Raw genomic sequence first — 26,670 nt, 5'->3', positions numbered from 1 at the left:
TAAGATAATTAAGTAACTTCGCAGATATAAAATGTTCGGAATGAAAAGGCTTGTAATTTTATTTTTAATTATTGTTGGTGCAAATGGATTGGTACGTGCACAACAGAATAAAGTACCTACTCCAACAGAAATTGCACAGAAGAATGTGGAGGATCTGGATAAGCGATTAAAACTTAATGGGACGCAAAAAAGCGTAATCTACAGCTTTACCTATAACCAGGCGAAAGAGCAGGCTGATTTAATTAAAAGACAACAGGCAGGCAACTCGCGCGAAGAGGATGTAGATAAATTCTATAAACTCCAGAACGAAACCTCAAAAAATATCCGCAATGTTTTAAGGCCAGAGCAACAAACCGAATATGATAAAATTATTGAGGAACGTTTAAGCGGTAAAGGCTTAAAAGCTAAAAACAAGAAAAAGAAGAAAGGCGAAGAAGAAGAAGTGGAGAGCGATATTAAAGGATTGCTATCTGCACCTCCCGTAGAAAAACAAAATCAGTAGTATTATTAAGCAAATCAGTGGTTTTGTAATCAATTAAATCAATAACAAATGCCAGAGATTATCTTAGGCACTATTGTACTCGGACTACTATTATCGCCACAGTTACTTGCAGGTTTTTTGGCAAAGCGAACAGGCCGGAATTTTTGGTTCTGGTTTTTCATTTCCTTTTTAATCCCCATTATTTCATTAATTATTTTGATCTTTTTAGAAGATAAAAATCCTGCTGCTGCAGGCTATAAGCTGGCTGATCATGTAGATAAAGATCGTGAGTAACTTCATGAAGTTTAAATGAGGTACACGCAATCTTAATGCGCATGCTTCTAGCGATCGTTGTAAGACTGCTTCGTCGGCTGAAAGAGCCTTCTTGCAATGACAACCATATTAAAGCTTTCGAAGTTTTTCTATCGCTTCGCACTTTTAAACTTCTCAAGATGATTTATATCCCAACGATATCTTTTTTCTTTTTTTGTTTCATTGTTTTTGGGATAATTTCTAAAATCTCATCTTTTAAAGCATTGAGCATCCTTTTTTTGATGAAGTTTTTATGTGTTACCAGGCTGATCTCACGCACAGGTTCAGGAGATTTAAAATGACGAACTTTATTGGTCTGTTTTGCATTTAATTCTGCTATGGCCAACTCAGGGAGTAATGTTGCACCTCCATTTAAATCAACCATACGCACTAAGGTTTCTACACTGCCTGTATTGTATTCCAGCCCCTGTAATCTGTTGTTTTTTGTAGAGCGGCAAATATTCAATACCTGATTGCGCATACAATGACCTTCGTTCAAAAGCCAGATGTTTTCATCGTTTAGGTCTTCTGCATCAACGGCCTTCTTTTTATAAAGCTTGCTGTTTTTGCTGATGTAGCTTACAAAGTTTTCGTAATATAAAGGGGTTTCAGTAATGTTCGGGTCGGTAAGTGGGGTGGCTAAAATCCCGCAATCGAGTACGCCTGTTTTTAAATGGTGAATAATGTCTTCTGTGGTATATTCCCAGATTAAAAGTTTTAATTCGGGATATTTATCCAGCATGGCCGAAATTACTTCAGGCAGCAGGTACGGTGCAACAGTTGGGATTACACCTATTCTTAGCTCGCCTAAAACATCCTGTTGCTGACTGCTGATCAGTTCTTTTATTTTTCCGCTTTCTTGTAAAATGATTCTGGCCTGAGCAATAATCTGGGCGCCAATTTCAGTAGGACTTACTGGCTGTTTGCTTCTGTCGAAAATTTTAACGCTAATCAACTCCTCCAGTTTTTGTACCTGCATGCTTAAGGTAGGTTGCGTTACAAAACATTTATCTGCAGCGGTAACAAAACTTCTGTAAGTATCTACAGCAACGATATATTCTAGCTGAACTAAAGTCATATAGTTAAAATTTATTTATCAAAACAAATATATAAATTTTAGCTATGATAAATTAGCGAATGACGGAATTTTGAATGAGAGAAATGGCTAGCTGCATAAAAATTATTCTATCATTCAATCATTATTTAATATCTGCTTTCGAAATCCTGATAAGCCAAAGCAATGCCCTCAGGTAATTCGATTTTGTGTTTCCAGCCTAAACTGTGCAGTTTGCTTACATCCATCAATTTACGGGGCGTTCCGTCTGGTTTGCTGGCATCGAATACCAATTCACCTTCAAAGCCCAATACATCTTTGATTAATAAAGCTAAATCTTTAATGGTCAAATCGTGTCCGGTGCCTACGTTGATCAAATGTGGTTCGTTATAGTTTTGCATCAGAAAATAACAGGCGTCTGCCAGATCATCTGCAAACAAAAATTCGCGCATCGGCGATCCTGATCCCCAAACTACAATCTCTTTTTCGTTATTTGCTTTTGCTTCGTGTACCTTACGGATCAAAGCTGGTAAAACATGCGAATTTTGAGGGTGATAGTTATCATTAAAGCCATATAGATTTGTGGGCATAACCGAGATGAAATTACAGCCATACTGATCGCGGTAAGCATCACACATTTTAATTCCTGCAATTTTTGCAATGGCATAAGGTTCGTTGGTGTGCTCTAAAGTTCCGGTTAAAAGGTAATCTTCTTTTAAAGGTTGCGGAGCCATTTTAGGGTAAATACAGCTCGATCCCAAAAACATAAGTTTCTTAACGCCATTTACATAAGCATTGTGGATCACGTTATTTTGTATGGCTAAGTTCTCGTAAAGAAAGTCGGCCCTGTATGTATTGTTGGCTATAATACCACCAACTTTTGCTGCGGCAAGAAACACATAATCCGGTTTTTCTTTTGCAAAGAAATCGGTAACGGCCTGCTGGTTGCGCAGATCAAGTTCTGCTGACGTTTTGGTAATGATATTTTCGTAACCCTCTTTTTGCAGTTTAAGGTAAATGGCCGAACCCACCATACCACGATGACCTGCAACATATATTTTAGCGTTTTTTTCCACGGTATTTTTATAAGGTTACAAAAATACGATTCCTATGCAAGAATGACATTAATCTTTATAGCAAAAGAAACTTCGATTATTGATTTAATTGTATTTTTGCAGAAAAAAAACTTTTGGGTAAAGATAAACTTAGGCGTTTTGCAGAAATTGAAACATTTGCAAACGTATATCAATTAGAACAAGGAAAAGCTTTAAAGGGAAACTGGGCTTCAGCACATTTTAAAAATACGAATCCAATTGTGCTCGAACTGGCATGTGGAAAAGGCGAATATTCGGTAAATCTGGCCAGGTTATTCCCGGAGAAGAATTTTATAGGCGTTGATTATAAAGGTAACCGCATTTGGCGCGGGGCCAAAACGGCCATTGAAGACGGGATTGATAATGTGGCTTTTTTAAGAATCCAGATTGAAAACTTACTGGATTATTTCAACGAAGGAGAAATTGATGAGATCTGGATCACTTTCCCCGATCCGCAACCACAAGATAGCCGTGAGAAAAAACGTCTGACTTTTCCGGCATTCCTGAACCGTTATAAACTTGTTTTAAGGCCAGGTGGCAATGTTAATTTAAAAACAGATAACGACCAACTGTATACTTATACTTGCGAAAAGGTGGCAGAATTGGGCTTGCCTGTACATAAAAACACCGATCATCTATATACATCTGAACTGGTTGATGAAGTATTGTCGATCAAAACCTATTACGAGAAAAAATACTTGTTACACGATAAAAATATTAATTATATTCAATTTTCTTTTGAATAATGGATACCAACTTTTACGAGCAGGTTTATGAGATTGCCCGGTTAATTCCGAAAGGAAGGGTTACTTCTTATGGCGCTATCGCCAAAAGTTTGGGTGCAGCAAAATCGTCAAGAATGGTAGGGCATGCCATGCTTTATGCCGGAACAGCACATCCTAGTGTGCCTGCACATAGGGTAGTAAACAGTAGTGGCTTGCTAACCGGAAAGTTTCATTTCAAACCGCCCGAATTGATGGAGGAGCTGTTGAGGAAAGAAGGTGTTGAAGTGAAGAACGACAAGGTGGTAAACTTTAAAAAGATATTCTGGAATCCGCTGGAAGAAATTATAATATAACAGGTAAACTTCGTTTATAATCAGTAAGGATAAAAATAATCAGAATCAATAAGCCTAAGCAGGCGTAGAAAATTTCATCTACTAAATTTCCCTTAAAAAGCGTAAACGCTAAAATAACTAGAATAACACTGACGAAAAATTCGATCAGGCCGTGAAGTTTAAGATTAATGATTTTAAAAATACCTCCGCTAAAATTAGTGCTTATTGTTAATAAAAAATGAATGATACCCAGTGCATAAGCGAGTGTTGAAGCGGTTTTGGAAAGACCAAAAACATCAGGTGAAGCCAATAAAAGCATTACTAATAGGTAATCTAAAACGGCATGAAATTTTGGGGATATCATTTTCATAATCAAATGTTTATATCCCTAACAAATAACAGTTAAAAAAGATTTTAAAATATGGGAAAGCTTGTAGAAGAATTTAATGGCTATCGTGAAAAAATGAACGATAGGATAATGGAAACGGCAAATACAAATATTAAACGTTTTTTTGCGCTCGATACAACTTCCTATGCAGACGGAGCCTTAGATGTTAAAACGAAAGAGATGTTAGGTTTGGTAGCCTCGATGGTTTTGCGCTGTGATGATTGTATTAAATACCATTTGGGCAAATGTTTCGATGCCGGTGTAAGCCACGATGAGATGAACGAAATTTTCATGATCGCCAATCTTGTAGGCGGTAGTATTGTAATTCCACATTATAGGAGAGCGGTGGAGTATTGGGATGAATTGAATGCTTAGTCCCGAGTCTTAAGTCCTCAGTCTAGAGTCTTTATTCTGCTCTCAAATTGTTATATTAGTTTTAAAAAACTATGGGGAAATTTAGAGAACTAATGGTTTATAAAAAAGGATTTTCTCTGTTGATGGATATCTTTATGTTAACAAAAGAATTTCCCAAATCTGAGCAATATAGTTTGGTAGACCAAATTCGCAGATCTTCTAGGTCTGTTTGTAGCAGTATAGGTGAAGCTTATAAAAAAAGAAGGTATCCAAATCATTTCATCAGCAAATTATCAGACGCCGATATGGAAAATGGTGAAACGCAAGTTTGGTTAGATGTAGCGCTTGCATGTAACTATATTTCTGAGGAAAAATTCAATCACTTGGATAGTCAATGTGAAGAGATAAGCAAATTATTAAACTTTATGATTAACAATCCTGCAAAATTCGCATAATATGACTCAAGACTCTGGACTCAAGACTGAGGACTTAACAATCCGCTGCAGCTGGGCTGGCTCCGATCCGCTTTACATCAAATATCATGATGAAGAATGGGGAAAGCCTGTTTATGATGATAAAATTTTATTCGAATTTTTAATACTCGAAGGTGCCCAGGCAGGTTTAAGCTGGATCACTATTCTTCGAAGACGGGAAAACTACCGTAAAGCTTTTGCCGATTTTGATGTTAATAAAGTAGCTGCTTTTACAGAAAAAGATGTAGAAAGGTTAATGAACGATGAAGGCATTATCCGCAACCGTTTAAAAGTTAATGGCGCAATCACGAATGCCAAGCTATTTATCGAAATTCAGAAAGAATTTGGCAGTTTCTCTAAATACATGTGGGGTTTTGTTCCGGATGGTAAACCGATTCAAAATCACATCGAAAAAATGGGTGATGTGCCGCCAAGAACCGAACTTTCTGATCAGATCAGTAAAGACATGAAAAAACGCGGTTTCAAATTTTTCGGCACCACTATCTGCTATGCCCATATGCAGGCAACCGGAATGGTGAATGACCATTTATTAAACTGTTGCGCAAGGTAATGTTTGCTTCAGCGACAATACACACGAATAGATTTTTATTAAGACAATTTTGTTCTGACGATCTAGCATTTGTTTTTGAAGGATTATCTCATCCGGATGTGATCCTTTATTACGGTGTGCGCTATTCTAGCCTAGAGGAAACCAATGAGCAATTGATCTGGTTCAATGACCTTCAAAAAAATGAAACAGGTATTTGGTGGGCCATCTGCGATAAAGAAAACCTTAGTCTCTTAGGCGCGATAGGGTTTAATGATTTAAGTAAAACGGATCAAAAGGCTGAAATCGGTTTTTGGCTGTTGCCCGAACATTGGGGAAAAGGTATCATTAAAGAAGTAGCAAATCCCGTTTGCAATTATGCCTTTGAGAAATTAGGCTTAATAAAGATCGAGGCCGTGGTTGAAACTAAAAATGAAAACAGCAAAAAGGTGCTGCAAAAACTTGATTTTGATTATCAGAAAACAATGGAGAACTGTGAAATTAAAAAAGATGAGCTTATCAGTTTAGCCATCTATATAAAGTTAAAGCGCGAAGATATTAGTTAAACGATCTTGCAATCCTGAAATCAGTTAATCATGATTCTATTTCTTTGTCGCGTTATATTCCTTAACCCATTCAATTACATCCCTGCTATTAAAATCAGTTCCAGCTTCAACTTTAGCTTTTAAAGCAGGTTGGTCGCTCATTTTTTGCAATAAAATACTTTTAACTTCAGCTTTTTTGGTGTCTTCGGTTATTGCTTTCATCGGCACTTCCTGTAAAGGACCAGCACCTGGTTTTTCAATAAAGTAACGGATAACTGGTGCACCTGCTGGCCTTTCTGGTGCAGTATTACGTCCACCACCAATGCTAATGCCTCCGCCCATACCCATCCCGCCATAACCGCCGGTTCCTGTACCGATGCCAATTGATGGTCTGAATTTTACTTTTTTCTCTTTTACTTCAGGAACTAAGGTGCCTCCGCCAAAAGAATAAAGATTAACCGTTCCCATTTCTATTACCTTAACAAAACGGTATTCGAAATTGCGCCCATTTGCAAAGCCCTTGCTCACAAAGCTATCACCATTCCAAAAGAAGTTTTTAATATCCTTTGCTGGTAAAATCACATCAGCCTCATCGTTGGCACTGATAAAAACGGAAAAATAATCGGTTCCCTTTATTGTTCCACGGATGACTTCATCATTGTTTTTAACGATAAAATCCTGGGCACGAGCAGTAATAATTATTGAAAAAAATAAAATAAAAAAGCTAAAAATCTTCATATGTTAGTAATCTCGGGATATAACGTAAGTTATTCAAAAATAATATTCAATATACGAATGATACAAACGCTCTCTGCATTTTGGCAATTCTTAAAAAAGCCAAAACCTTTAAAACTCAGTAAAGATAATAAATCTCTTTGGAGAGATATGTTATGGCTACTCATACTCGATCTATTATTTGCAGGTTTAGTAATAACTACCTATTGTATTCTAGTAGATTTTAAAATTATTAAAGAATATGTTCAGGAAATCGATATCCTGAAAAAATATGGGTTAACTGTAACCTTACTTTTGGTCTGTATTTTGGCTCCAGTATTAGAAGAATTTTTATTTAGATGGCACCTGAGAAAGAAGTATCTGCCAATATACTTTGTGTGTTTTACCTTGGGCCTGATATCAAATTATTTCATAAAGAGCAGTTTTCTTACCTGGCCTGTTTATATATTTTTTCTTTTTGTGGCATTAATTATTTCAGGATATTTTAAAAGGATAGACATACGCAAGAGACTGGTTTTTCAGCAAAAATCATTTAGCTATCTCTTTTATTATTCTGCTATCATATTTGGTTTAATACACTTAGGCAATATTAAAGGTTTAACACTAAGCGATCCCGCTTTTATTCTATTCGTTATCTCCCAAACATTTACGGGTATATCACTTGGTTTTATACGCGTCAAATATGGTTTGGGCTATTCCATATTATTACATGGCTTCTTTAATTTTATCCTCGTATTATTAACAGTCTTTTTCTGTTAAATTGAAACTATATCTTTTCTAAACCTTTAACTTTGGTTACTTTTATCATCCGATAAATCTATTTGTCGGTGTAATCATTAAATCGGTGTAATCACATGAATAAAAAACTCTTTCTCTTAGATGGTATGGCGCTGATGTACAGGGCGCATTTTGCATTAAGTAAAAACCCTCGTTTTACCTCAACTGGCATCAATACATCGGCAGTAATGGGCTTTACCAATACTTTGCTCGATGTGCTGAAGAAAGAAAAACCGACACACATTGCAGTGGTTTTCGATACTGAAGCACCAACAGAAAGGCATACCACCTTCGAAGCCTATAAAGCACAGCGCCAGGCCATGCCTGAAGATCTGGCTGCAGCAATGCCTTATGTGATTAAGTTAATTACGGGTTTTAACATTCCTGTAATCACCTCTGATGGTTACGAGGCCGATGATATTATTGGTACACTGGCTAAAAAAGCAGAACAAAAGGGTTACCAGGTTTACTGTATGACACCTGATAAGGATTTTGCACAATTGGTTTCTGAAAATATTTTTATTTACAAACCTGCCCGTATGGGTAACGATATGGAAATATTGGGTGTAAAGGAAGTATTGGCCAAATGGGAAATCGAAAATGTATTACAGGTAATCGATATCTTAGGATTATGGGGCGATGCCGTAGATAATATCCCAGGCATTCCGGGTATTGGAGAAAAAACAGCAAAAGCCCTGATCAAGCAATATGGCTCCATGGAGAACATTATTGCCAATTCACACGAATTAAAAGGCAAACAACGCGAAAACGTGGAGAATTTTGCAGAACAGGGTTTAATATCCAAAAAGTTGGCTACCATTTTATTGGATGTACCAGTTGAACTGGATGAAGCTAGTTTGGAGCTCTGCGATCCAAGTCGAGATTTATTAGAACCCTTGTTTACCGAATTAGAATTCAGGACTTTGGGACGCAGGGTATTTGGTGATGAATTTTCGGTTACGACGGCACGCTTTCAGGAAGGTACGCAGACCGATTTGTTCGGTAACCAGCCAGGGGAGGCCATTCAATATACGAATACACTTGAAGAAGAACCAGCAGAAAAGCTTCCGGCTAAAACCATCGAAAATACGGAACACGATTATCAGTTGGTTGATACCGCTGAACAACGAGCCGATTTAATCAAATTATTGCTTGCCGAAAAAAGGATCTCATTTGATACCGAAACTACGGGCACCGATGCGAACATGGCCGATTTGGTTGGTTTATCTTTCTCCATAAAACCGGGCACGGGTTATTATATCCCAGTTCCGGCAGACAGAGAAGAGGCTCAGGCGATTGTTGATGAATTTAAGATCGTATTGGAAAATGAAGAAATCGAAAAAATTGGTCAGAATACCAAATACGACATTTTAGTGCTAAAATGGTATGGTGTGGAAGTAAAAGGAAAACTTTTCGATACTATGCTTGCTCACTATCTGATCGATCCCGATACCCGCCATGGTATGGACGTATTATCAGAAAATTACCTCGGTTACTCTCCTATTTCGATTACCAAACTGATTGGTGCAAAGGGTAAAAACCAGGGTACCATGCGCGATGTTCCGGTAATTGATGTGGTAGATTATGCTGCCGAGGATGCAGATGTGACGCTACAACTGGCACATATCTTCGAACCAAAATTAAAAGAATTAAATGCAGCTAAACTAGCAGAAGAAATTGAGAACCCTTTGGTTTATGTTTTGGCTGATATAGAAAAAGAAGGTGTTCGCATTGATATCGAAACCTTAAAGGCCTACTCTAAAGAGCTCGAAACTGAAATTATTAAGTTTGAGCAGAATGTTTACGATAAAGCAGGGCTTAAATTTAACCTGGCTTCACCAAAGCAGTTGGGAGAGGTTTTATTTGATAAACTTCAGCTCGATCCGAAAGCTAAAAAGACTAAAACGGGTCAATATCAGACCGGTGAAGATGTTTTGTTGGCATTAGCCAGTAAGAGTGATATTGTACAGGATATTTTAGATTTCCGCCAGTTACAGAAACTTAAATCAACCTATGTAGATGCATTACCATTAATGGTTAACCCTAAAACGGGCAGGGTGCATACATCCTACAATCAGGCCGTTGCGGCAACAGGAAGATTAAGTTCTAACAACCCAAATTTACAGAATATTCCGATCCGCACTGAGCGCGGAAGAGAAGTACGTAAAGCCTTTATCGCAAGGGATGAAAACCATATATTGTTATCAGCCGATTATTCGCAGATAGAATTACGCATTATTGCCGAAATAAGTAAGGAAGAGAACATGCTCGATGCGTTTAACCAGGGGATTGATATCCACACCGCAACAGCAGCTAAAGTATATGGTGTAAGTATCGAAGAAGTAGACGGAACGCAACGTAGAAATGCCAAAGCGGTTAACTTCGGAATCATTTATGGTCAATCTGCCTTTGGCTTATCGCAGAACTTAGGTATTCCGCGAAAAGAAGCAGCTGAGATTATTGAACAATACTTTGCGCAATACCCGGCATTAAACGTTACATGAGTGATACCATGAATTTTGCGCGTGAGAATGGATTTGTAGAAACGATAATGGGTAGAAGACGTTATTTAAGAGACATTAACTCTGCCAACCAAACGGTAAGAGGTTTTGCGGAAAGAAATGCCATTAACGCGCCAATTCAAGGTTCTGCCGCCGATATGATCAAGATTGCGATGATTAATATCCATAAAGAAATGAAAGCGCAACATTTGCAATCAACCATGACGATGCAGGTGCATGATGAGTTGGTGTTTGATGTGCTGAGAACGGAAAAGGAAGCCATGAAAGCAATTATTCAGGATAAAATGGCTAATGCCATTAAATTAACCGTGCCTATTGTTGTAGAAATTGGCGAGGGCGAAAACTGGCTGGCTGCACATTAAGGGATAATGAAATACATGTGATGAAAAGAACCTTAATCATCGTACTCAGTTTTATTTCGCTTAATGTATTTGCGCAGAAAAGCGACACCTTAATAACCTATAGTTTTGGCGATTATACTAAAGCGGTAGCCAAAACAGGTGAAACTTATAAAGTTTACAGAAAGGATAGTGTTTGGATCAAAACAACCTTTAATGCCAAACACGCTATTGTTAAAACGGAAACTTTCACCGATAAAAAACTGAAAACGTTGAACGGCGAATATCAAGAGTATAACAATGAAAAAGTTTCATTGAAGGGTTTTTATCTCGACAATAAAAAAACAGGTTTGTGGACGAGCTTTGACCTTGATGGTAAGCCAAAGGAATCTAAAGTATACCAGGAGGATAGGCTTAACGGAGCATACACCACCTATTGGAAAAATGGCGCTACAAAAATAAGCGGCAATTATAACAATGGAAAGAAACTGGGCGAATGGAAGATTCTTTACGAGAACGGCAACCTGGCGCTTAAAGAAGAGTACGACAGTAAAAATAAAGTAACCGATAGTGCATATCTAGATATAGACGGTAAACCTGTAGCCAAAGCCGATGTTAGTACAGAGCCGTCTTTTCCGGGAGGCATGAAGCAATTTTATGTATATCTGAGCAAAAATATCAGGTATCCTGTGGAAGATCATCGGGCTAAAACCCAAGGGAAAGTTTATTTATCATTCACAGTAAATAAAACTGGCGCAATAGAAGATATTAAAATTATTTCATCACCTAGTGTAAGTTTAAGTGAAGAGGCCATCAGAGTTACGCAGCAATCGCCAAACTGGATTCCAGGTACATTATTTGGTAATCCCATAGCCGTATCGTACAACATCAATGTTTATTTTACTTTAAGGTAGCTGTATCACAAAAAATAAAAATATTTGTTATCTTCATAAAAACTTCATCCCGATTAATCAATTTTATACCAACAAATAAACGAGTAAAACAAAAATCGAAAAAAACATGAAAAAGTTATTGAGTTTAATCGCAATCGCAGCATTTGGTTTAACAACAGCATTTGCTCAAACACCAGCTACTGCTCCTGCAGCTAAAGCTAAAACAGTTGTAAAAAAAGAAGTAAAAACAACAACAGCACCTGTTAAAGCAGGCGTAAAACAAGAGGCTAAAAAAGTAGAAACTAAAACTACTACTACAGCTGCTAAAGTAAAAGCAGATGGCACGCCAGATATGCGTTTTAAAGAAAATAAAGCAAAAGCAGTAACTAAAGTTGCTGGTCCAACTAAAAAAGACGGTACAGCAGATATGCGTTATAAAGCAAACAAAGCTGCTGCTAAAAAGAATTAGGTTCAGGTTTATAATTTGAAAGGGTCTCCAATGAAAATCGGAGGCCCTTTTTTGTTTTAAGAAATCTTAAAATATTTGTGTCGTCACCCTGAATTCATTTTGCTGCGTAGCTTTCCGTTCTGCAGCAGGTTAGGGCTTAATAGCTGGAAAGATGCTGACCACGTAGTAGCTACAAAACATTTGAAAATACTACCTCTACTTGTAAAATAAATTCAGCATGACGATCATATTAGGTAAATGATCTAAAAGGTGTTTTTCAAAGGGCCGTGATTGCAAATCACGGCCCTTTGAAAGGAGGATTTGTAATTCGCATTAAACTATAAACTTATCGTCTCACCAATTTCTGGCAACAATAAGGTTTTATTTTCGCGTTTAAATTTATCTAACGCAGCCTGTGTATCAATTTCAATTACCGGGAAAGTATTGTAGTGCACACCGATTACATTGTCGCAGTCGAAATATTTAGTCGCAATTAAAGCATCATCAACATCCATGGTGTAATTCCCGCCTATCGGTAAGATGGCATAATCCAGATTGTAAATATCAGCCAAAACTTTCATCTCAATGGTTAAGCCCGTATCGCCCGCAAAATAAATCTGTTTGCCGCCTACTTCAAGTACAAAACCAGCAGGATTTCCACCGTAACTTCCATCTGGTAAACTCGATGAGTGTGTAGCTGGTACCATGCGTACAACTCCCCAGTCGAAAGTAACTTTACCGAAATTCATTCCATGCACTTTTTCTATGCCCTGTTTCGAAACCCAATCAATAATTTCTGGCATGGCTATAACCGTAGCCTGGGTTTGTTTTGCCAGGGATACAAGATCGGCCACATGATCGCCGTGGCCATGGCTTACCAATATATAATCGGCCTCAATGGCTTTAATATCTATATTTTTAGCTAATTGATTATGTGATATGAACGGATCGAAGAGTAATTTTTTGCCAGCTGCTTCCAGTAAGAAACATGATTGGCCGTAATAAGTATATTTCATAATAACAGTATCTAGATTTGAATAACAAGTAGCAAGATCTGAGAATCGAGTGTTAAGACTGATTGTTGTAAGTATAACAGTTGATTCTTCTAATGGTTTTTATTGGCCAAACATACCGCCTAAGCCGCCCAGCATATCTTGTGCCGATGCCTGCATTTCTGCTGCACTAACTTGCTCGGCGCTTGCCATCGCTTTGTTAATAGCAGTTAATAAAAGTTCCTCTAATTCTTCCTTATCAGCATTTTTCAAAAACTCTTCATCAATAGAAACTCCGGTAATGGCTTTGTTGGCGGTAGCGGTAATTTTTATTGCGCCATTTTCAACTTCGCCAAATACCGAGATGGTATCCAAACGTTTTTTAATTTCTTCGGCTTTTTGTTGAGCCGCAAATAACTTGTCGAACATAATTTGTTGTTTTTATTATAAAATGAAATTAGGATAATTTGTTTTACTAAAAGAAATATTTGTTTTTGAAGCGCAGGTACAGCAACCCTATCAACATTTGTTCCCGTTCTTCGCTATATCCTTTCGCTGCGCTACAGGGATGCCGCTTCGCTCGGGGCTAAGAAACTAAATCCTGCTCCCTTAGTGTCGGTTAACATCTTGTTAAGTCAAAAAAATAAATATTATTTTTCTATCAAAAACCTTAAAGTAAAATACTGATTTCCTTTAGTCTAAATATATTAATTAATCTTCATCACTTCCCGGTAAACTGCCGTTGCCATGGTAAGCACCTTTACGGATAATAGGCATATTGAAGTGTTTATAAAGTTCGTCAAGATGCATCAAACTTCCATTAGTAAGGTTGCCTAAAAATATAATCACAATATTTTTATCTAAATCCCGCACATAAATATGGCGAAAACCATGCCACCAACCTGTGTGGTAAACTACTTTGTCCATCTTTTCGCCATCGAACATCCTCCAGCCATAACCATAGTTAAAATGACCATTAACAGGCTTATTACGGCCTACATATGCAGAATCTAGGCTTTTTTTAGTTAATAACCTCCCATTTTTCAGGTATTTATCAAATAATACTAAATCGTGTACAGTACTATAAATGCCTTTATCTCCAACTGGGCCGTCTAAAAAATTCTGCGCAACAGAATATCTCCAGGTACGGTCATGACCAACCACATCAACAGGAATTTTTTCATACTCAGTGGTGCTATATACGTGTGTATGTTTTAACCCGGCAGGTTTAAACACATGCTCCATCATATATTGTGAATAACGCTGTCCGGTAACCTTTTCTATAATAGCCCCCAAAACCATAAAGTTTGAGTTGTTATAATGAAAACGGTTATCTGGTTTAGTGTATGGGTTTGGCTTCCGCTCGGCAATAACATTCATTACTTCCTGGTTGGTTACACCTTTTTTCATATTGCGTTTTTCCTTACGCCAGATATCGTCAATGAAATAAACATAGTTCATCATGCCACTGCGGTGAGAAAGCAATAATTTCACTGTTATGCCATCATACGGAAAATTAGGGTAGAATTTTTTTACATTATCGTTCAATGAAAGTTTTCCCGCCTCTACCAATTGCATAATAGCTGTACCGGTAAAGGTTTTGGTAATCGAGGCCAGCTCAAATTCTGAATTGATGGTTAAACTATCACGGTGCAGGTAATCGGCCCAACCTATGGCTTTTTCGTAAAGAATTTTTCCATCTTTGGCTACCAGCATATTTCCATTGAAACCGAATTTTCGGTGTAGGTTATCTACAAAATCAGCTATCCATTTATCGCCTTTTTGTGGGTTATAAACCAGTAACAGGCTATCTGCTTTGTCGTCGTCTTTAGTGCGGATTTTTTTTTCAGCCGCCTTTTTCTCTTCAGATTTTTTGCTTGAGCAAGCGGTTAGTAAAGTTACAGAGAGGGCTAATGCTGAACATATATATCGAAAATTCATTTATATTGGGGGTGGTGTATTTAAAACCCGAAAATTAAAGAATTTTAGACGGTTAAAACGAAAGAGTTTTACACATTTTCGCAATTTTGGTTGTACCAGCATTCAAATAAATGACCTTTACTTCCGTAAACAGGATCGCTGTCTGGATTTTTCACTTTAGCTATGGTTTCATCTGCTTCGGGCCGCTCCTCTGCTTTGCCATATTTAATGTCATAATCTAAGCCATTTGGATATGCCCCAACTACAGTGAAGTCATCAGTTGAATTCAGCTTTTTATGCGCTACACCTGCAGGGATGATAATGACATCACCTTTATCCAGCTCTATACAAACACCATGATCACCTCCAAACTGCACATCGGCTTTGCCACAAAATACGCCCATTACTTCATGAGTATTGCTATGATAATGATGGTAATCAAAGATGCCATCTATCCAGGCATTAGTGTATCCGTTTTGCGCGAAAACCCTTTTGATTGTTTCTTCAGTATCATCAGGGTGCAACCTGAACGTACCTTTGTAAATCATTAAGGGTAAAGTAGGGTTATTAGGAAAATTGCCATTCTCCTCTATTTTATGCGCAACCAGGTAGGCTTCTTGAATCAATTTTTCTTTGTCCATGATTTGGGATGTTTTAATAGTTAACAAAGGAATTGGAAAAGGGTTTAAAGATTTGGATGGTTTCCTGCGGATTTATATTTTGTATAGAAGTGGTCGTCATTTCGAGAAAGCTTTTTCAGCCGACGAAGCAATCTTATACTGCTGCTATTCGCGATCGCATTAAGATTGCTTCGTCGTTCCTCCTCGCAAAGACGAATAGTTCTATTTCTGGCTTTCTGCCCAAGCATCCATCTTAGCTTCAAAAACAGATAAAGGGAAAGATCCATCTTTTAAAACTGCAGTATGAAAAGCTGCTAATTTAAACTTCGGACCTAATTCTTTCTCATATTTGGTTCTCAATTCCCTTATTTTCATTGCACCTGTTTTATAGCCTAAAGCTTGTGCAGGTATACCCATATAACGCTCAATTTCTGCTGTTGCACCTTCAGTGCTTATGGCTTCGTTATCAGTCATGTATTTAATGGCTTGCTCGCGGGTCATGTTTTTGGTGTGAATAGCCACATCAACCACCAGACGAATGGCCCGGTGCATTTCATCACCCAGAGCTCCCATATGCTGATATGGATCCTGGTATAACCCCAGCTCTTTACCTAATGACTCACAATAGAGCGCCCAGCCTTCTACATAGGCGTTATGACCACCGAAACGGCGGAAATTAGGTAACGACTTATTTTCCTGCGTTAAAGAAATCTGATAATGGTGACCGGGTATTGCTTCATGCAAGAATAGAGATTCCATCCCTGAGGTGGTGTTAAATGTTTTAGCGTCTAAAATTGGCACATAAAAGATGCCAGGACGAGACCCGTCAGCCGAACCCTGGTTGTATTCTGCACTGGCAGATGCTGCTCTGAAAGCCTCTGTTTGACGAATTTCGAAAGGGGTTTTGGGCTCCACATCAAACATCTTTTTCAAATTGGGTTTCATGCGCTGGTGGATATTTTCAAAGGCCGCCAATACTTCTTTTGGGGTTTTATAAGGCATGAATTTTTTATCGGTTTTCATGTATTCGAAAAAAGCTTTCAAATCGCCCTTAAAGCCCACTAAGTTTTTGATGCTATCCATTTGCCCTTTAATACGGGCAACCTCTTTTAAACCTGTTTGATAAATCTCTTCAGGCGCTTTGTTGGTGGTAGTTTGTTGTTTAACCAGGTAAATATACCACTCCAGGCCACCTGGCATGGCAGACCAGCCAGACGTAGTTCTTGCTTTAGGCAGGTATTCGTTTTGAAGAAAATCGCCCAGTTTTTTATAAGTTGGTACAATAACAGTAGTGATAGCATTTCGGTATGCTTCTGTTAATCTTTGTTTATCTGCTGCAGAAAAATTTGCTGGTAATGAATTGATAGGGCCATAGAACAAACTTTTTTTAGGATCGGTTACCACCATACTCTGCATTTGCGGAATCATTTTAACGACCAAAGCCTTAGGTAAAACAATACCTGCGGCCTCACCTTTTTTAAAGTTGGCAATTGCTGTATCGGCCCAAACGGAAAAGGCGGTAGCGCGTTTTAACCAGTTTTCATAATTTTTGACCGTTTTAAATGGCTGTGCTCCTGTACCCGAGCCTAACTGACCAATGGTTAAGGGTAGAGCAAACATCTGGTTAAATGGAAGGTATTCTGAATGATATTTTAATCCCTCTAAATTGATGCTTAGCTGGTCTTTAAGATAATCAAAAGACAGTTTGTCATTGTCATTCAGGCCTTCCCTATCGTACTTGCCTAAACTGTCGAGATAACGTTGGTTAAATGCTTTGTATTCCTTAAGATAAGCTTGTGAACCATCATTTGGAAGGAGATCGTCATAACGTTCATCACCAATATAAGTGGCATTAATTGGGTTAATTTTTAACCCATCCTGGTAGTATTGCTCGCACATATTGGCAAAGGCTTTGTTTTCTGAGCCTGAATCAGATTTGGCTCCTTGCTTACAGGAAGATAAGAAAGCAATGCAAGCAGTAAAAAGAAATATTTTTTTCATTTGTTCTATTTAAAGATCCTTAATCAAAAATAACAAATTAAGTTGCCATTTACTAAAAGCCTTAAACGCAAAAAAGCCATCCTTTAGGATGGCTTTAATATGTAGTCAGTGTGAACTGAAACTGCGAATTGTTAACTGATTATGCTAATAACCTGATTGGCTCTTCTAATAAACCTTTTAATGTTTGTAAGAATTGTGCTCCGGTTGCGCCATCAACCACACGGTGATCGCAACCTAAAGTTAATTTCATAACATTACCAGGAACAACAGCACCGTTTTTAACCACCGGAACTTGCTGTATTGCACCTACTGATAAAATTGCGCCATCAGGAGAGTTGATAATTGAAGTAAATTCGTCAATACCAAACATACCCAAGTTAGAAACGGTGAAAGTAGAGCCTTCCCAATCTGCTGGCTGTAATTTTTTAGCTTTTGCTTTAGCGCCAAAATCTTTTACTTCTGCAGAGATGTGTGATAGAGATTTACCATCAGCGAAACGGACTACTGGTACCAATAAGCCATCTTCAACGGCCATAGCTACACCAATGTTGGTGTGTTCGTTAAACCTGATTTTGTCGCCACCCCACGATGAATTAACAGCAGGGTGTTTTTTCAATGCAACGGCAACCGCTTTAATTACGATATCGTTGAAAGAAACCTTAACAGGAGCAACTGTGTTAATAGCCGTACGAGCAGCTATCGCACTGTCCATATCAATACTTATGGTTAAATAGAAATGTGGCGCAGTGAATAAACTTTCTGCTAAACGTTTTGCAATTACTTTACGCATTTGCGAAACTGGGGCTTCTGTAAATTTAACTTCACCAACATATTGCGGAATAACTGGTGCTGGTGCAGCAGCTTTTTCAGCAGCTGGAGCTGCAGATTCTGCTTTTGCCGGAGCAGCAGCTGGTTTAAAGTTTTCGATATCCTTTTTAATGATACGACCGCCTTCTGCACTACCTGCAACCTGCGCTAAATCGATACCCTTATCTTTAGCAATTTTCTTGGCCAAAGGAGATGCTTTAACACGGCTATCAGAAGCGCTTTCTGCAACTGGAGCAGGTGCATTTGTATTGGCGTTTGTAGCTTGTTTTTCTTCTTTGGGTGCTTCTGCAGTTTCAGCTTTTGGAGCTGGTGCTGAGCCTCCTGCTAAAATTCCGCTTACATCAGTTCCTTCTGGACCAACGATAGCAATAATTCCGTTCACTTTTGCAGCGGCACCTTTCTCTACACCAATATGCAATAAAGTTCCGGTTGCATAGCCCATTACTTCCATAGTTGCCTTATCGGTTTCTACGTCAGCAAGAACATCATCGTCTTTTACTTTATCGCCAACTTTTTTATGCCATTCGGCAATAACGCCTTCAGTCATGGTATCGCTTAACAAAGGCATGCGGATAACCGTAACACCTTTTGCAGCTAATTCTTCTTCGCTTAAGCCACCACCCTGAGCCGGTGCGGCTTCTTCTTTTTTCTCTTCAGCTTTTTGGGCTTCGGTGCTTTCTGCTTTTGGAGCTTCTGCGCCTTTTTCAGCCTCTAATGCTGCTTTATAATCTTCGCCTTCTTTACCAATAACGGCCATGATAGCATCAACAGGAACAGCTGTTCCTTCTTCTACACCAACGTATAAAAGTGTACCATCCCAATAAGATTCCATATCCATTGTTGCTTTGTCAGTTTCTACTTCTGCCAAAACATCGCCGCTTTTCACTTTATCGCCCACTTTTTTATGCCACTTTGCCAAAACCCCTTCGGTCATGGTGTCGCTCATTTTGGGCATTTTAATTACATCAGCCATTATATCTAATTAATTGAAATCTTATTAATATTAGTCCGTTACGTAAGGGTAGTCCTGTTGCATATATACATCTTTATATAATTCAGATGCATCAGGCCAAGGAGATTCTTCAGCAAATTTTACTGCTTGATCTACAATTGCTTTTACTTTAGCCTCTACTTCTTCAATCCAGGCCTGATCTGCATACTTTTCTTTAAGAATAGTTTCTCTTGCGTGCTCAACCGGATCTTTTGCTTTATAATCTTCTAACTCTTCTTTGGTACGGTATTTTGCCGGATCTGACATTGAGTGACCGCGGTAACGGTAAGTTCTCATTTCTAAGAAGGTAGGTCCCTCGCCTTTACGTGCACGTTGAATCGCTTCGTCCATTGCATTGTGTACAGCAACCGGATCCATACCGTCAACAGGTGCACATGGCATATCGAAACCTAAACCTATTTTATAAATATCAGTCATGTTGGTCGTACGTTGTACTGAAGTACCCATTGCATAACCATTGTTTTCGCAAACAAAAACAACAGGTAATTTCCAGAGCATGGCCATGTTGAAAGTTTCGTTTAATGCACCCTGGCGCACAGCACCATCGCCCATATAACAAATATTAACATTATCAGTTCCTTTGTATTTTTCTGCAAAAGCAACACCAGCACCTAATGGAATCTGACCGCCAACAATTGCATGGCCACCATAGAAGTTATGCTCTTTACTGAACATGTGCATTGAACCGCCTTTACCTTTAGAGCAACCTGTAGCTTTACCATACATTTCTGCCATAATACTATCGGCACTAACTCCTAAAGCTAAAGCATGGGCATGGTCACGGTATGTTGTAATCATTGAATCACCTTTTTGCATTGCAGATATTGCGCCTGCAACTACAGCTTCTTGTCCAATGTATAAATGACAAAAGCCACGTATTTTTTGTTGTCCGTATAACTGGCCAGTTTTTTCTTCGAATTTGCGCATCAGCAACATCGACTCGAACCACTTTAACCAGGTATCTTTATTTATTTCTACTGCACTCATTTTAGGGTATTTGTTTTTTGCGACAGCAAATCTAATTTTTTTATTGTAATTTTTGGCACTTTTTAGTGTAAAAACATCATAGTATTAGGGTTGTAATCAGATTTAACAGTTGTTTTACAATTAAATATAAACCTGGGTTACTGATATCGGTTTAACAGCGATTTCTTATAATTAAATCAACACCCTTTATCATAATATGGAATCAATTTATTCTAAAATTTAATTCTGTATAAGTGCTTATTCCCATAATTTAAAATAATGCAAATTTATTCCTGTTTAGAATATTGAATTAAATCGTTTTTTTAAAAAAGATAATTTTTAGGAGGTGTTTATAAGTAAAAATGATGGATGAAAAATAAAAATGTTAATAACTTTCGTTTTTTAACATCTAACATTTGGATAACATTTGTATAATTAATACTTTTGGCAACCAACAATAAGCCCATGTGGTGTACGTTAATGTGTAAGTGAATACCCAAACATAACTGTATAACATGATTAAAAAAATTTTGTTTTCTACTCTAATTGCTATTTGCACGCTCTCAGCCGCATTTGCGCAAACAAAAACAAAAGAATCTGGTAAAGAATTAAATGATCCTGATAACCTTGCATCCCAATATTTTTCGCAGGTTATGGGCGTTGCGGTAGATGCGACTTCGAATTTAAAACTGTACAAGTTTATTTACGAATGGATCGGAACTCCTTATAGTTATGGTGGAAACACCAAAAGAGGAATCGATTGTTCGGCTTTTACCAAAGCGATTTACGATAAAGTTTTCAACACCACCATTCGAAGAAATTCACGCGATATTTTCAGCATGGTAGATCCATTATCAAAAGAAGATTTAAAAGAAGGCGATTTAGTTTTCTTCAAGATTAAAAGCAGAAGTATTTCACATGTTGGTATTTACCTGGGCGATAACAGATTTGCACATGCATCAAGTTCTCGTGGTGTGGTAATCAGCAACCTTAACGAACCTTATTACAGCCGTTATTTTTACAAGGGCGGCCGCGTTTTAGAATCGTTTAAGAAAGAATTCACTGTAGAATAAATCAGTTAGTAGTTGACTATTTTCAGTTAACCATTAATTAAAAATATAGAATCCTCCTAAAGAAATTTTCGGAGGATTTTTTGTTTAACACAACTCCAGTCCATCATTTCGAGCGGAGTGAAACGTAGTCGGGATAGATCTCTCCGTTCCACTATGTTTCAGTTGGGATGACGACTACAATAAACGCCTAATGAAGTTCATCAATAACATCCTAATCTTACCTTTTATCCTAATTATTTTAATTAGTTGCACAAGCAATAATGCACAGGTTACTGCGCCTGTAGCCAAACAAGACACGGTGATCAGAAAAATAAAGGATACCATATCCATTACCGCTGTAGGCGATATTATGCTCGGTTCCGCTTTTCCATCTAAAACAAACCTGCCCCCTGATGATGCTGTAAACAGCTTTCGGGCGGTTGATAGTTTGTTAAAAGGAGATATTGTTTTTGGAAACTTAGAGGGCTGCTTCCTGAACTCAGGTAATTCGAACAAATGTAATGGCATTAATCCGAACAACTGTTATGCTTTTAGAATGCCAGAGCACTATGCCGGGATATACAAGGAGGCAGGATTTAATGTCTTGAGCATTGCCAATAACCATGTTGGCGATTTTGATGCAAAAGGGAGGAAAAATACAGCAAGGATTTTAGATTCGCTACAAATCCATTACGCCGGACAGGTAAACAAACCTTTTGAAGTTTTTGAAAAAGACAGTGTAAAGTATGCGTTCTGTGCTTTTGCCCCGAATGAGAATACAGTATCGATTAATAAGATTGATAGTGCGAAGGCTTTAGTAGCCCGTTTAAAATTAATGGCCGATATTGTGATTGTTTCTTTTCATGGTGGAGGTGAAGGTGCAAGGTTTGAACATGTTCCGCGCAAAAATGAGATTTTTTATAAGGAGAACAGAGGCAATGTTTATGCCTTTGCACATGCAGTTATTGATGCCGGGGCCGATGTGGTGCTGGGGCATGGTCCGCATGTAACAAGAGCTGTTGAAGTTTATAAAAATAAATTCATCGCTTACAGTTTGGGCAATTTTTGTACCTATGGGATGTTCAGCTTAAAAGGTAATAACGGTATTGCGCCTTTGCTTCAGCTAAAAATAAATGCGAAAGGCGATTTTCTATATGCGGATATTACCTCAGTTAAGCAGGATAAAATTAACCGTTTAACCCTGGATGTTAATCATAGTGCTTTTAAACGGATCAGAGAATTAACAGATGCTGATTTCACTGGCCATAAGTTGAAATTTGCTGACAACAGAATCAGTTTAAAAGATTAATCTTCTGCGACATCAATCTCGTTTTATTTCAGAATATTTGTTGTATGAAACCATCATGATTTTTCAAACCGCACAGTGGTCTGAATAAACGGCTCAAGTCTTCTTGAATACTGTTAAAAACATTTACATTGGCTGAAAGATCTGATCGTTTAATCAACTTAAGAACAAACCGGGCTTTTGCGAGCTCATTAATGCCATTGAAAACAATGAGCAATAAATTAATAATGATATACGGATGAAAAAAGGATTAATACTTCATTATATTATAGGTATTGCAGCTGCAATTTTAGTATTGGCGGCAGCTTACTATATCAATCAGAACCCTGATAACCTATTGTCTGCTGGAATTATTATCCTGGCAGGCTGCCTGGTTGCTTTTAGCCAGTACCAGATCATCAAACATAAAAAAAAGCAATAGTATGGTGGCTAAAGCCTAGTTTAGCTTTCGTCCTTCGTATTCTTCACCAAACCAATTCCTGACACAAAGAATATAAGTCCGATGATGCCATAAACCATCAATCCCCTTGTGTTTTGGCTGTGGTTTACAAAGCCGTAACCTGCGTAAATTAAACCGATTATTCCGAGAATGGTTAATATAGTTCCAAAAGTGCGTTTTACATTCATAGGGTTATCTTTTAATATGAGTAAGACAAAATATTCGCGCTTTTGTTTTAAACCAAAAAAGCAGCCCATCTCATTAACTGGATGGCTGCTTTTATTTATTAGATGAAAAGATAATTTACCAGACCCCTAATCGGTTTGTTGGAGCGATATACATTTTCGCCGTAGTAGGAATGTTGAATGCCTTGTAAAATGCTTCCATATTATATACAGGGCCATTTACACGGAACATCTCCGGGCTATGAGGATCTGTTTTTAATCTTACACGCATACTTTCGTCACGGGATTTGATTCTCCATACTTGCGCAAAACTTAGAAAGAAACGTTGATCAGGTGTAAAACCATCAATTTTTTTATCACCTTTTCCTTGTTCAGTTAACTTAAAAGCATCGTATGCAATGTTTAATCCACCAATATCGGCAAGGTTTTCACCTAAGGTTAACGAACCATTTACATGCTGATTATCCAACAGCGAGAAGTTATTGTAAAATGTTTCTACTTTACCAGCTTTGATCTTAAATTTATCAGCATCGGCTTTGGTCCACCATTCTTTTAAGTTGCCTACTGCATCATACTGGCGACCTTGATCGTCAAAACCATGTGTCATTTCATGACCAATTACTGCACCTATAGCACCATAGTTAATAGCATCGTCTGCGGCAAAGTCAAAGAAAGGGAACTGTAAAATTCCGGCAGGGAAAACAATTTCGTTGAAAGAGGGATTGTAATAGGCATTAACAGTAGGTGGAGTCATTCCCCACTCTGTTTTATCAACATTTTTGCCCAGTTTATCCATCATTTCTTTGTAAGCATGTTTACTTGCCGATTGAAGGTTTGCATAATAAGTGCTTTTAGAAACCTCAACATCATCGTACTTTTTCCACTTATCAGGATAGCCGATTTTTTTGATAAATGCGTTTAGCTTTTCTAAAGCTTTCTTTTTGGTTTCTGGTGTCATCCAGTCTACCTTCTGGATTCTTTCTGCATATACCTTTTGTAAGTTGTTTACCAGGGTTAACATACGCTCTTTAGCCTCAGGCTTGAAATACTTTTCGGCATATAATTGGCCTAAAAGCTCGCCTAAATTACGATCCGTAGCGTTTACAATGGCTTTCCATCTTTCTGTTGGTGCCTGTTGGCCATAGAGTGTTTTAGAGAAAAAAGCGAATTTAGCATCTCTGAATTTTTTGGTAAAGGCATTGGCCGATCTGTTTAAAGCATCAAACTTTAATTTTTCTTTCCAGATTTCGATAGGCTGGCTTTTTATCAGGGATGACAAGGTTTGATAATATTTTGGCTGCCTAACGATAACCGTATCTGTGTTTGCCCCCAGTTTACTTAAAACAGATTTCCACTCAATGTTCGGGGTCTGCTTTTGAAAGTCAGCCACCGTCATTTTGTTATAATTTTTCTGTGGATCGCGTAGTTGTACTGGAGTTGAATGCGATTGTGCAATTGCTGTTTCCAGTTTTAAAATATTGTCGGCATATTTAGCCGCATTCGCTGAATCGCCTGACAGGTTAAAAATTTTTGTGATGTATTTAATGTACTCGGCTCTGATTTTTTTTGCCTTATCATCTTGTTCTAAATAATAACTGCGATCTGGCAGGGTAAGACCGGCCTGCGTAAATGATAAAGCATTTTTGGTACTTAATTTATCATCCGGTTCTACGCCAAAGTCCAATAAATCTCCCTCACCGTTTTTATAGCCGTCGGCAACAAAATTGATTAAATCCTTGTCATTTTTAATCCCTTCTATTTTATTTAAGAGTGGTTTTATAGGTTCGATGCCCAACTTTTCGATGGTAAGGGTATCCATTCCACTGGTATAGAAATCGCCAACTTTCTGTTTGGTACTTCCTTTAGCTGCATTAGCTTTTGACGCGTTTTCGAGGATGCTGTTCAGATTCTTTAGGTTATCGTTATATAAAGTATAAAAAGAACCCCAGCCTGTTTCGGTTTTAGGAATTTCGGTGTTTTTCATCCATTTCCCATTGGCATACAGGAAAAAGTTATCGCTGGGTTTTACGGTGGTATCCATGCCAGCCTTATCGAAAAATTCGGTACGTGCATTTACCGTATCGGTTTCTTGATGGCTCTTATTCTGGCACGCCGCAAATAGCAAAACGCCTGCCGCCGGAAGAAATAATTTAATTTTCATCTGTCTATAATTTGTTTTTTTAAGGTGATGAAGCGATCAGATTTGTTCATCCCACTACTTGGTTTGAAAAATCATGATGGTTTCATTGTAAATAAGTTAGTTAGAAAAGCTTAAAGCTACAAAATGCCTGATGTAGTTTGTATGAATTTTTTATAACTTCATAAAAAAATCTAATTATGCAATACACCATTTACATTATAGCTGTTGTAGGGTTTATCATCCTACTGAGCTCCTTTGTTACTGTTAAACAGGGCACCATTGCGGTGATAACCGTTTTCGGTAAGTACCGCCGCCAGTTAAGGCCAGGTTTAAATTTTAAAATTCCATTAATTGAGCAGATTTATTCTCGTATTTCCATTCAAAACCGCTCGGTAGAGCTGTCGTTTCAAGCGGTAACACAAGATCAGGCCAATGTATATTTTAAGGCGATGCTATTGTATTCTGTTGTGAATCAGGATGAAGAAACGATCAAAAATGTAGCTTTTAAGTTTGTAGATGCGACCAACTTAATGCAGGCATTAATCAGGACTATTGAAGGTTCGATTAGGGCATATGTTGCTACACAAAAGCAGGCAAATGTATTGGCACAACGTAACGAAATTGTGCTTCATGTTAAGGAGCAGATCGATCAGGTTTTAGATGGATGGGGTTACCATCTTCAGGACCTTCAATTGAATGATATTACCTTTGATGAAGAAATTATGCGTTCAATGAGTCGTGTAGTGGCTTCGAACAACTTAAAAGCAGCAGCTGAGAATGAAGGACAGGCATTATTGATTACCAAAACCAAAGCTGCCGAAGCGGATGGTAATGCGATTAAAATTGCCGCTACAGCAGAGCGCGAGGCTGCACAACTTCGTGGACAAGGTATTGCTTTGTTTAGGGAAGAGGTTGCAAAAGGTATGACCAATGCTGCGCATGAAATGCAACAAGCTAACCTTGATACATCGGTAATTCTTTTCACCATGTGGACAGAAGCCATTAAACAATTTGCAGAATATGGCGAGGGTAATATCATTTTCTTAGATGGTAGTACGGAGGGAATGAATAAAACCATGAAAGAAATGATGGCCATGCAGTTGGGTCAGAACCCTCCGAAGAAGGGCTAGAAGTATTTTTTATACAAAAAAGACTGTTGCGCATAGCAGCAGTCTTTTTTTTTGCGTCAAT

28 protein-coding genes and 1 pseudogene are annotated in these 26,670 nt (G+C 38.0%); 16 read left to right on the top strand and 13 right to left on the bottom strand.

The window, feature by feature from the left end:
* The first annotated feature begins 40 nt into the window (after nucleotides 1–40).
* Together H9N25_RS19005 and H9N25_RS19000 are read left to right on the top strand one after the other, a co-directional pair.
* Entirely contained in the window at nucleotides 41–502 is a 462-nt protein-coding gene (locus H9N25_RS19005; protein ID WP_167295688.1) for a hypothetical protein, read from the top strand.
* Nucleotides 503–550: 48 nt separating this feature from the next.
* Complete coding sequence (locus H9N25_RS19000; protein ID WP_167295687.1) at nucleotides 551–775, top strand: hypothetical protein; 225 nt, start codon at nucleotides 551–553, stop codon at nucleotides 773–775.
* A 163-nt stretch (nucleotides 776–938) separates the two neighbouring features.
* Here the strand turns inward: H9N25_RS19000 and H9N25_RS18995 are convergent, their stop codons facing one another.
* Both H9N25_RS18995 and fcl read right to left on the bottom strand, forming a co-directional pair.
* Complete coding sequence (locus tag H9N25_RS18995; protein ID WP_167295686.1) at nucleotides 939–1,871, bottom strand: hydrogen peroxide-inducible genes activator; 933 nt, start codon at nucleotides 1,869–1,871, stop codon at nucleotides 939–941.
* A 125-nt stretch (nucleotides 1,872–1,996) separates the two neighbouring features.
* Nucleotides 1,997–2,923 carry a GDP-L-fucose synthase gene (gene fcl, locus H9N25_RS18990; protein WP_190326884.1) on the bottom strand — a complete coding sequence of 309 codons (927 nt, stop codon included), beginning with the start codon at nucleotides 2,921–2,923 and terminating at the stop codon, nucleotides 1,997–1,999.
* Nucleotides 2,924–3,036: 113 nt separating this feature from the next.
* On the opposite strand from fcl, the gene trmB reads away from it, so the two are divergent.
* Complete coding sequence (trmB, locus tag H9N25_RS18985; protein ID WP_167295684.1) at nucleotides 3,037–3,687, top strand: tRNA (guanosine(46)-N7)-methyltransferase TrmB; 651 nt, start codon at nucleotides 3,037–3,039, stop codon at nucleotides 3,685–3,687.
* Nucleotides 3,687–4,019, top strand: a complete 333-nt coding sequence (locus H9N25_RS18980) for an MGMT family protein (protein WP_167295683.1) — start codon at nucleotides 3,687–3,689, stop codon at nucleotides 4,017–4,019. The genes trmB and H9N25_RS18980 overlap by 1 nt, the downstream gene beginning before the upstream one ends.
* Here the strand turns inward: H9N25_RS18980 and H9N25_RS18975 are convergent.
* Complete coding sequence (locus H9N25_RS18975; RefSeq protein ID WP_190326883.1) at nucleotides 4,009–4,368, bottom strand: hypothetical protein; 360 nt, start codon at nucleotides 4,366–4,368, stop codon at nucleotides 4,009–4,011. The genes H9N25_RS18980 and H9N25_RS18975 overlap by 11 nt on opposite strands.
* 51 nt (nucleotides 4,369–4,419) lie before the next feature.
* Here H9N25_RS18975 and H9N25_RS18970 point away from each other — a divergent pair, with 51 nt between their 5' ends.
* From H9N25_RS18970 to H9N25_RS18955, 4 genes are all read left to right on the top strand, one after another.
* Nucleotides 4,420–4,761 carry a carboxymuconolactone decarboxylase family protein gene (locus tag H9N25_RS18970; RefSeq protein WP_167295681.1) on the top strand — a complete coding sequence of 114 codons (342 nt, stop codon included), beginning with the start codon at nucleotides 4,420–4,422 and terminating at the stop codon, nucleotides 4,759–4,761.
* 71 nt (nucleotides 4,762–4,832) lie between these two features.
* Nucleotides 4,833–5,195, top strand: a complete 363-nt coding sequence (locus tag H9N25_RS18965; protein ID WP_190326882.1) for a four helix bundle protein — start codon at nucleotides 4,833–4,835, stop codon at nucleotides 5,193–5,195.
* 1 nt (nucleotide 5,196) lies between these two features.
* Nucleotides 5,197–5,784 carry a DNA-3-methyladenine glycosylase I gene (locus H9N25_RS18960; protein ID WP_190326881.1) on the top strand — a complete coding sequence of 196 codons (588 nt, stop codon included), beginning with the start codon at nucleotides 5,197–5,199 and terminating at the stop codon, nucleotides 5,782–5,784.
* Nucleotides 5,784–6,326, top strand: a complete 543-nt coding sequence (locus H9N25_RS18955; protein WP_190326880.1) for a GNAT family N-acetyltransferase — start codon at nucleotides 5,784–5,786, stop codon at nucleotides 6,324–6,326. Before H9N25_RS18960 ends, H9N25_RS18955 begins: the two co-directional genes overlap by 1 nt.
* A 36-nt stretch (nucleotides 6,327–6,362) precedes the next feature.
* Here the strand turns inward: H9N25_RS18955 and H9N25_RS18950 are convergent, their stop codons facing one another.
* On the bottom strand, nucleotides 6,363–7,043 hold the full coding sequence (locus H9N25_RS18950) for a hypothetical protein (protein WP_190326879.1): 681 nt from the start codon (nucleotides 7,041–7,043) through the stop codon (nucleotides 6,363–6,365).
* Between H9N25_RS18950 and H9N25_RS18945 the strand changes: the two genes are divergently transcribed.
* From H9N25_RS18945 to H9N25_RS18930, 4 genes and pseudogenes are all read left to right on the top strand, one after another.
* Nucleotides 7,044–7,799, top strand: a complete 756-nt coding sequence (locus H9N25_RS18945; RefSeq protein ID WP_190326878.1) for a CPBP family glutamic-type intramembrane protease — start codon at nucleotides 7,044–7,046, stop codon at nucleotides 7,797–7,799.
* A gap of 95 nt (nucleotides 7,800–7,894) precedes the next feature.
* A pseudogene (polA, locus tag H9N25_RS18940) lies at nucleotides 7,895–10,701 on the top strand (DNA polymerase I).
* A gap of 20 nt (nucleotides 10,702–10,721) precedes the next feature.
* A complete protein-coding gene (locus H9N25_RS18935; protein WP_190326877.1) occupies nucleotides 10,722–11,591 on the top strand; it encodes an energy transducer TonB in 870 nt (289 codons plus the stop codon).
* A 106-nt stretch (nucleotides 11,592–11,697) separates the two neighbouring features.
* Nucleotides 11,698–12,039 carry a hypothetical protein gene (locus tag H9N25_RS18930; protein WP_029274964.1) on the top strand — a complete coding sequence of 114 codons (342 nt, stop codon included), beginning with the start codon at nucleotides 11,698–11,700 and terminating at the stop codon, nucleotides 12,037–12,039.
* A 317-nt stretch (nucleotides 12,040–12,356) separates the two neighbouring features.
* On the opposite strand, the gene H9N25_RS18925 is transcribed toward H9N25_RS18930, so the two are convergent.
* From H9N25_RS18925 to pdhA, 7 genes are all read right to left on the bottom strand, one after another.
* Nucleotides 12,357–13,034, bottom strand: coding sequence for a metal-dependent hydrolase (locus H9N25_RS18925; protein ID WP_167295673.1), 678 nt, complete (start codon nucleotides 13,032–13,034; stop codon nucleotides 12,357–12,359).
* A 99-nt stretch (nucleotides 13,035–13,133) separates the two neighbouring features.
* Nucleotides 13,134–13,439 carry a YbaB/EbfC family nucleoid-associated protein gene (locus tag H9N25_RS18920; protein ID WP_167295672.1) on the bottom strand — a complete coding sequence of 102 codons (306 nt, stop codon included), beginning with the start codon at nucleotides 13,437–13,439 and terminating at the stop codon, nucleotides 13,134–13,136.
* A gap of 282 nt (nucleotides 13,440–13,721) precedes the next feature.
* Nucleotides 13,722–14,951: a serine hydrolase domain-containing protein gene (locus H9N25_RS18915; protein ID WP_167295671.1), complete on the bottom strand. Its 1,230-nt coding sequence runs from the start codon at nucleotides 14,949–14,951 to the stop codon at nucleotides 13,722–13,724.
* A 68-nt stretch (nucleotides 14,952–15,019) separates the two neighbouring features.
* Nucleotides 15,020–15,571, bottom strand: coding sequence for a cupin domain-containing protein (locus H9N25_RS18910; protein WP_190326876.1), 552 nt, complete (start codon nucleotides 15,569–15,571; stop codon nucleotides 15,020–15,022).
* Between the two features lie 201 nt (nucleotides 15,572–15,772).
* Nucleotides 15,773–17,551, bottom strand: coding sequence for a DUF885 domain-containing protein (locus H9N25_RS18905; RefSeq protein ID WP_190326875.1), 1,779 nt, complete (start codon nucleotides 17,549–17,551; stop codon nucleotides 15,773–15,775).
* 139 nt (nucleotides 17,552–17,690) lie between these two features.
* The gene (locus tag H9N25_RS18900; protein ID WP_190326874.1) at nucleotides 17,691–19,352 is read right to left on the bottom strand and encodes a dihydrolipoamide acetyltransferase family protein; all 1,662 of its coding nucleotides are present in this window, start codon (nucleotides 19,350–19,352) and stop codon (nucleotides 17,691–17,693) included.
* A 30-nt stretch (nucleotides 19,353–19,382) separates the two neighbouring features.
* Entirely contained in the window at nucleotides 19,383–20,378 is a 996-nt protein-coding gene (gene pdhA / locus H9N25_RS18895) for a pyruvate dehydrogenase (acetyl-transferring) E1 component subunit alpha (protein WP_167295667.1), read from the bottom strand.
* Nucleotides 20,379–20,872: 494 nt separating this feature from the next.
* Between pdhA and H9N25_RS18890 the strand changes: the two genes are divergently transcribed.
* The 3 genes from H9N25_RS18890 to H9N25_RS18880 all read left to right on the top strand — a co-directional run bounded on the left by H9N25_RS18890 (nucleotide 20,873) and on the right by H9N25_RS18880 (nucleotide 23,136).
* A complete protein-coding gene (locus H9N25_RS18890; RefSeq protein WP_131029491.1) occupies nucleotides 20,873–21,430 on the top strand; it encodes a C40 family peptidase in 558 nt (185 codons plus the stop codon).
* A 190-nt stretch (nucleotides 21,431–21,620) separates the two neighbouring features.
* The gene (locus H9N25_RS18885) at nucleotides 21,621–22,718 is read left to right on the top strand and encodes a CapA family protein (protein ID WP_190326873.1); all 1,098 of its coding nucleotides are present in this window, start codon (nucleotides 21,621–21,623) and stop codon (nucleotides 22,716–22,718) included.
* A gap of 235 nt (nucleotides 22,719–22,953) precedes the next feature.
* The gene (locus tag H9N25_RS18880) at nucleotides 22,954–23,136 is read left to right on the top strand and encodes a hypothetical protein (protein WP_086548182.1); all 183 of its coding nucleotides are present in this window, start codon (nucleotides 22,954–22,956) and stop codon (nucleotides 23,134–23,136) included.
* Nucleotides 23,137–23,156: 20 nt separating this feature from the next.
* Here the strand turns inward: H9N25_RS18880 and H9N25_RS18875 are convergent, their stop codons facing one another.
* Nucleotides 23,157–23,342, bottom strand: coding sequence for a hypothetical protein (locus H9N25_RS18875; protein WP_132395471.1), 186 nt, complete (start codon nucleotides 23,340–23,342; stop codon nucleotides 23,157–23,159).
* A gap of 115 nt (nucleotides 23,343–23,457) precedes the next feature.
* The gene (locus tag H9N25_RS18870; RefSeq protein ID WP_190326872.1) at nucleotides 23,458–25,500 is read right to left on the bottom strand and encodes a M13 family metallopeptidase; all 2,043 of its coding nucleotides are present in this window, start codon (nucleotides 25,498–25,500) and stop codon (nucleotides 23,458–23,460) included.
* A gap of 176 nt (nucleotides 25,501–25,676) precedes the next feature.
* Between H9N25_RS18870 and H9N25_RS18865 the strand changes: the two genes are divergently transcribed.
* The gene (locus H9N25_RS18865; protein WP_167295664.1) at nucleotides 25,677–26,609 is read left to right on the top strand and encodes an SPFH domain-containing protein; all 933 of its coding nucleotides are present in this window, start codon (nucleotides 25,677–25,679) and stop codon (nucleotides 26,607–26,609) included.
* Nucleotides 26,610–26,670: the final 61 nt, after the last annotated feature.

It is taken from the genome of Pedobacter riviphilus, from assembly GCF_014692875.1.
In the GTDB taxonomy this organism is placed as follows: domain Bacteria; phylum Bacteroidota; class Bacteroidia; order Sphingobacteriales; family Sphingobacteriaceae; genus Pedobacter; species Pedobacter riviphilus.
This window is presented reverse-complemented; position numbering and strand designations above follow the sequence as displayed.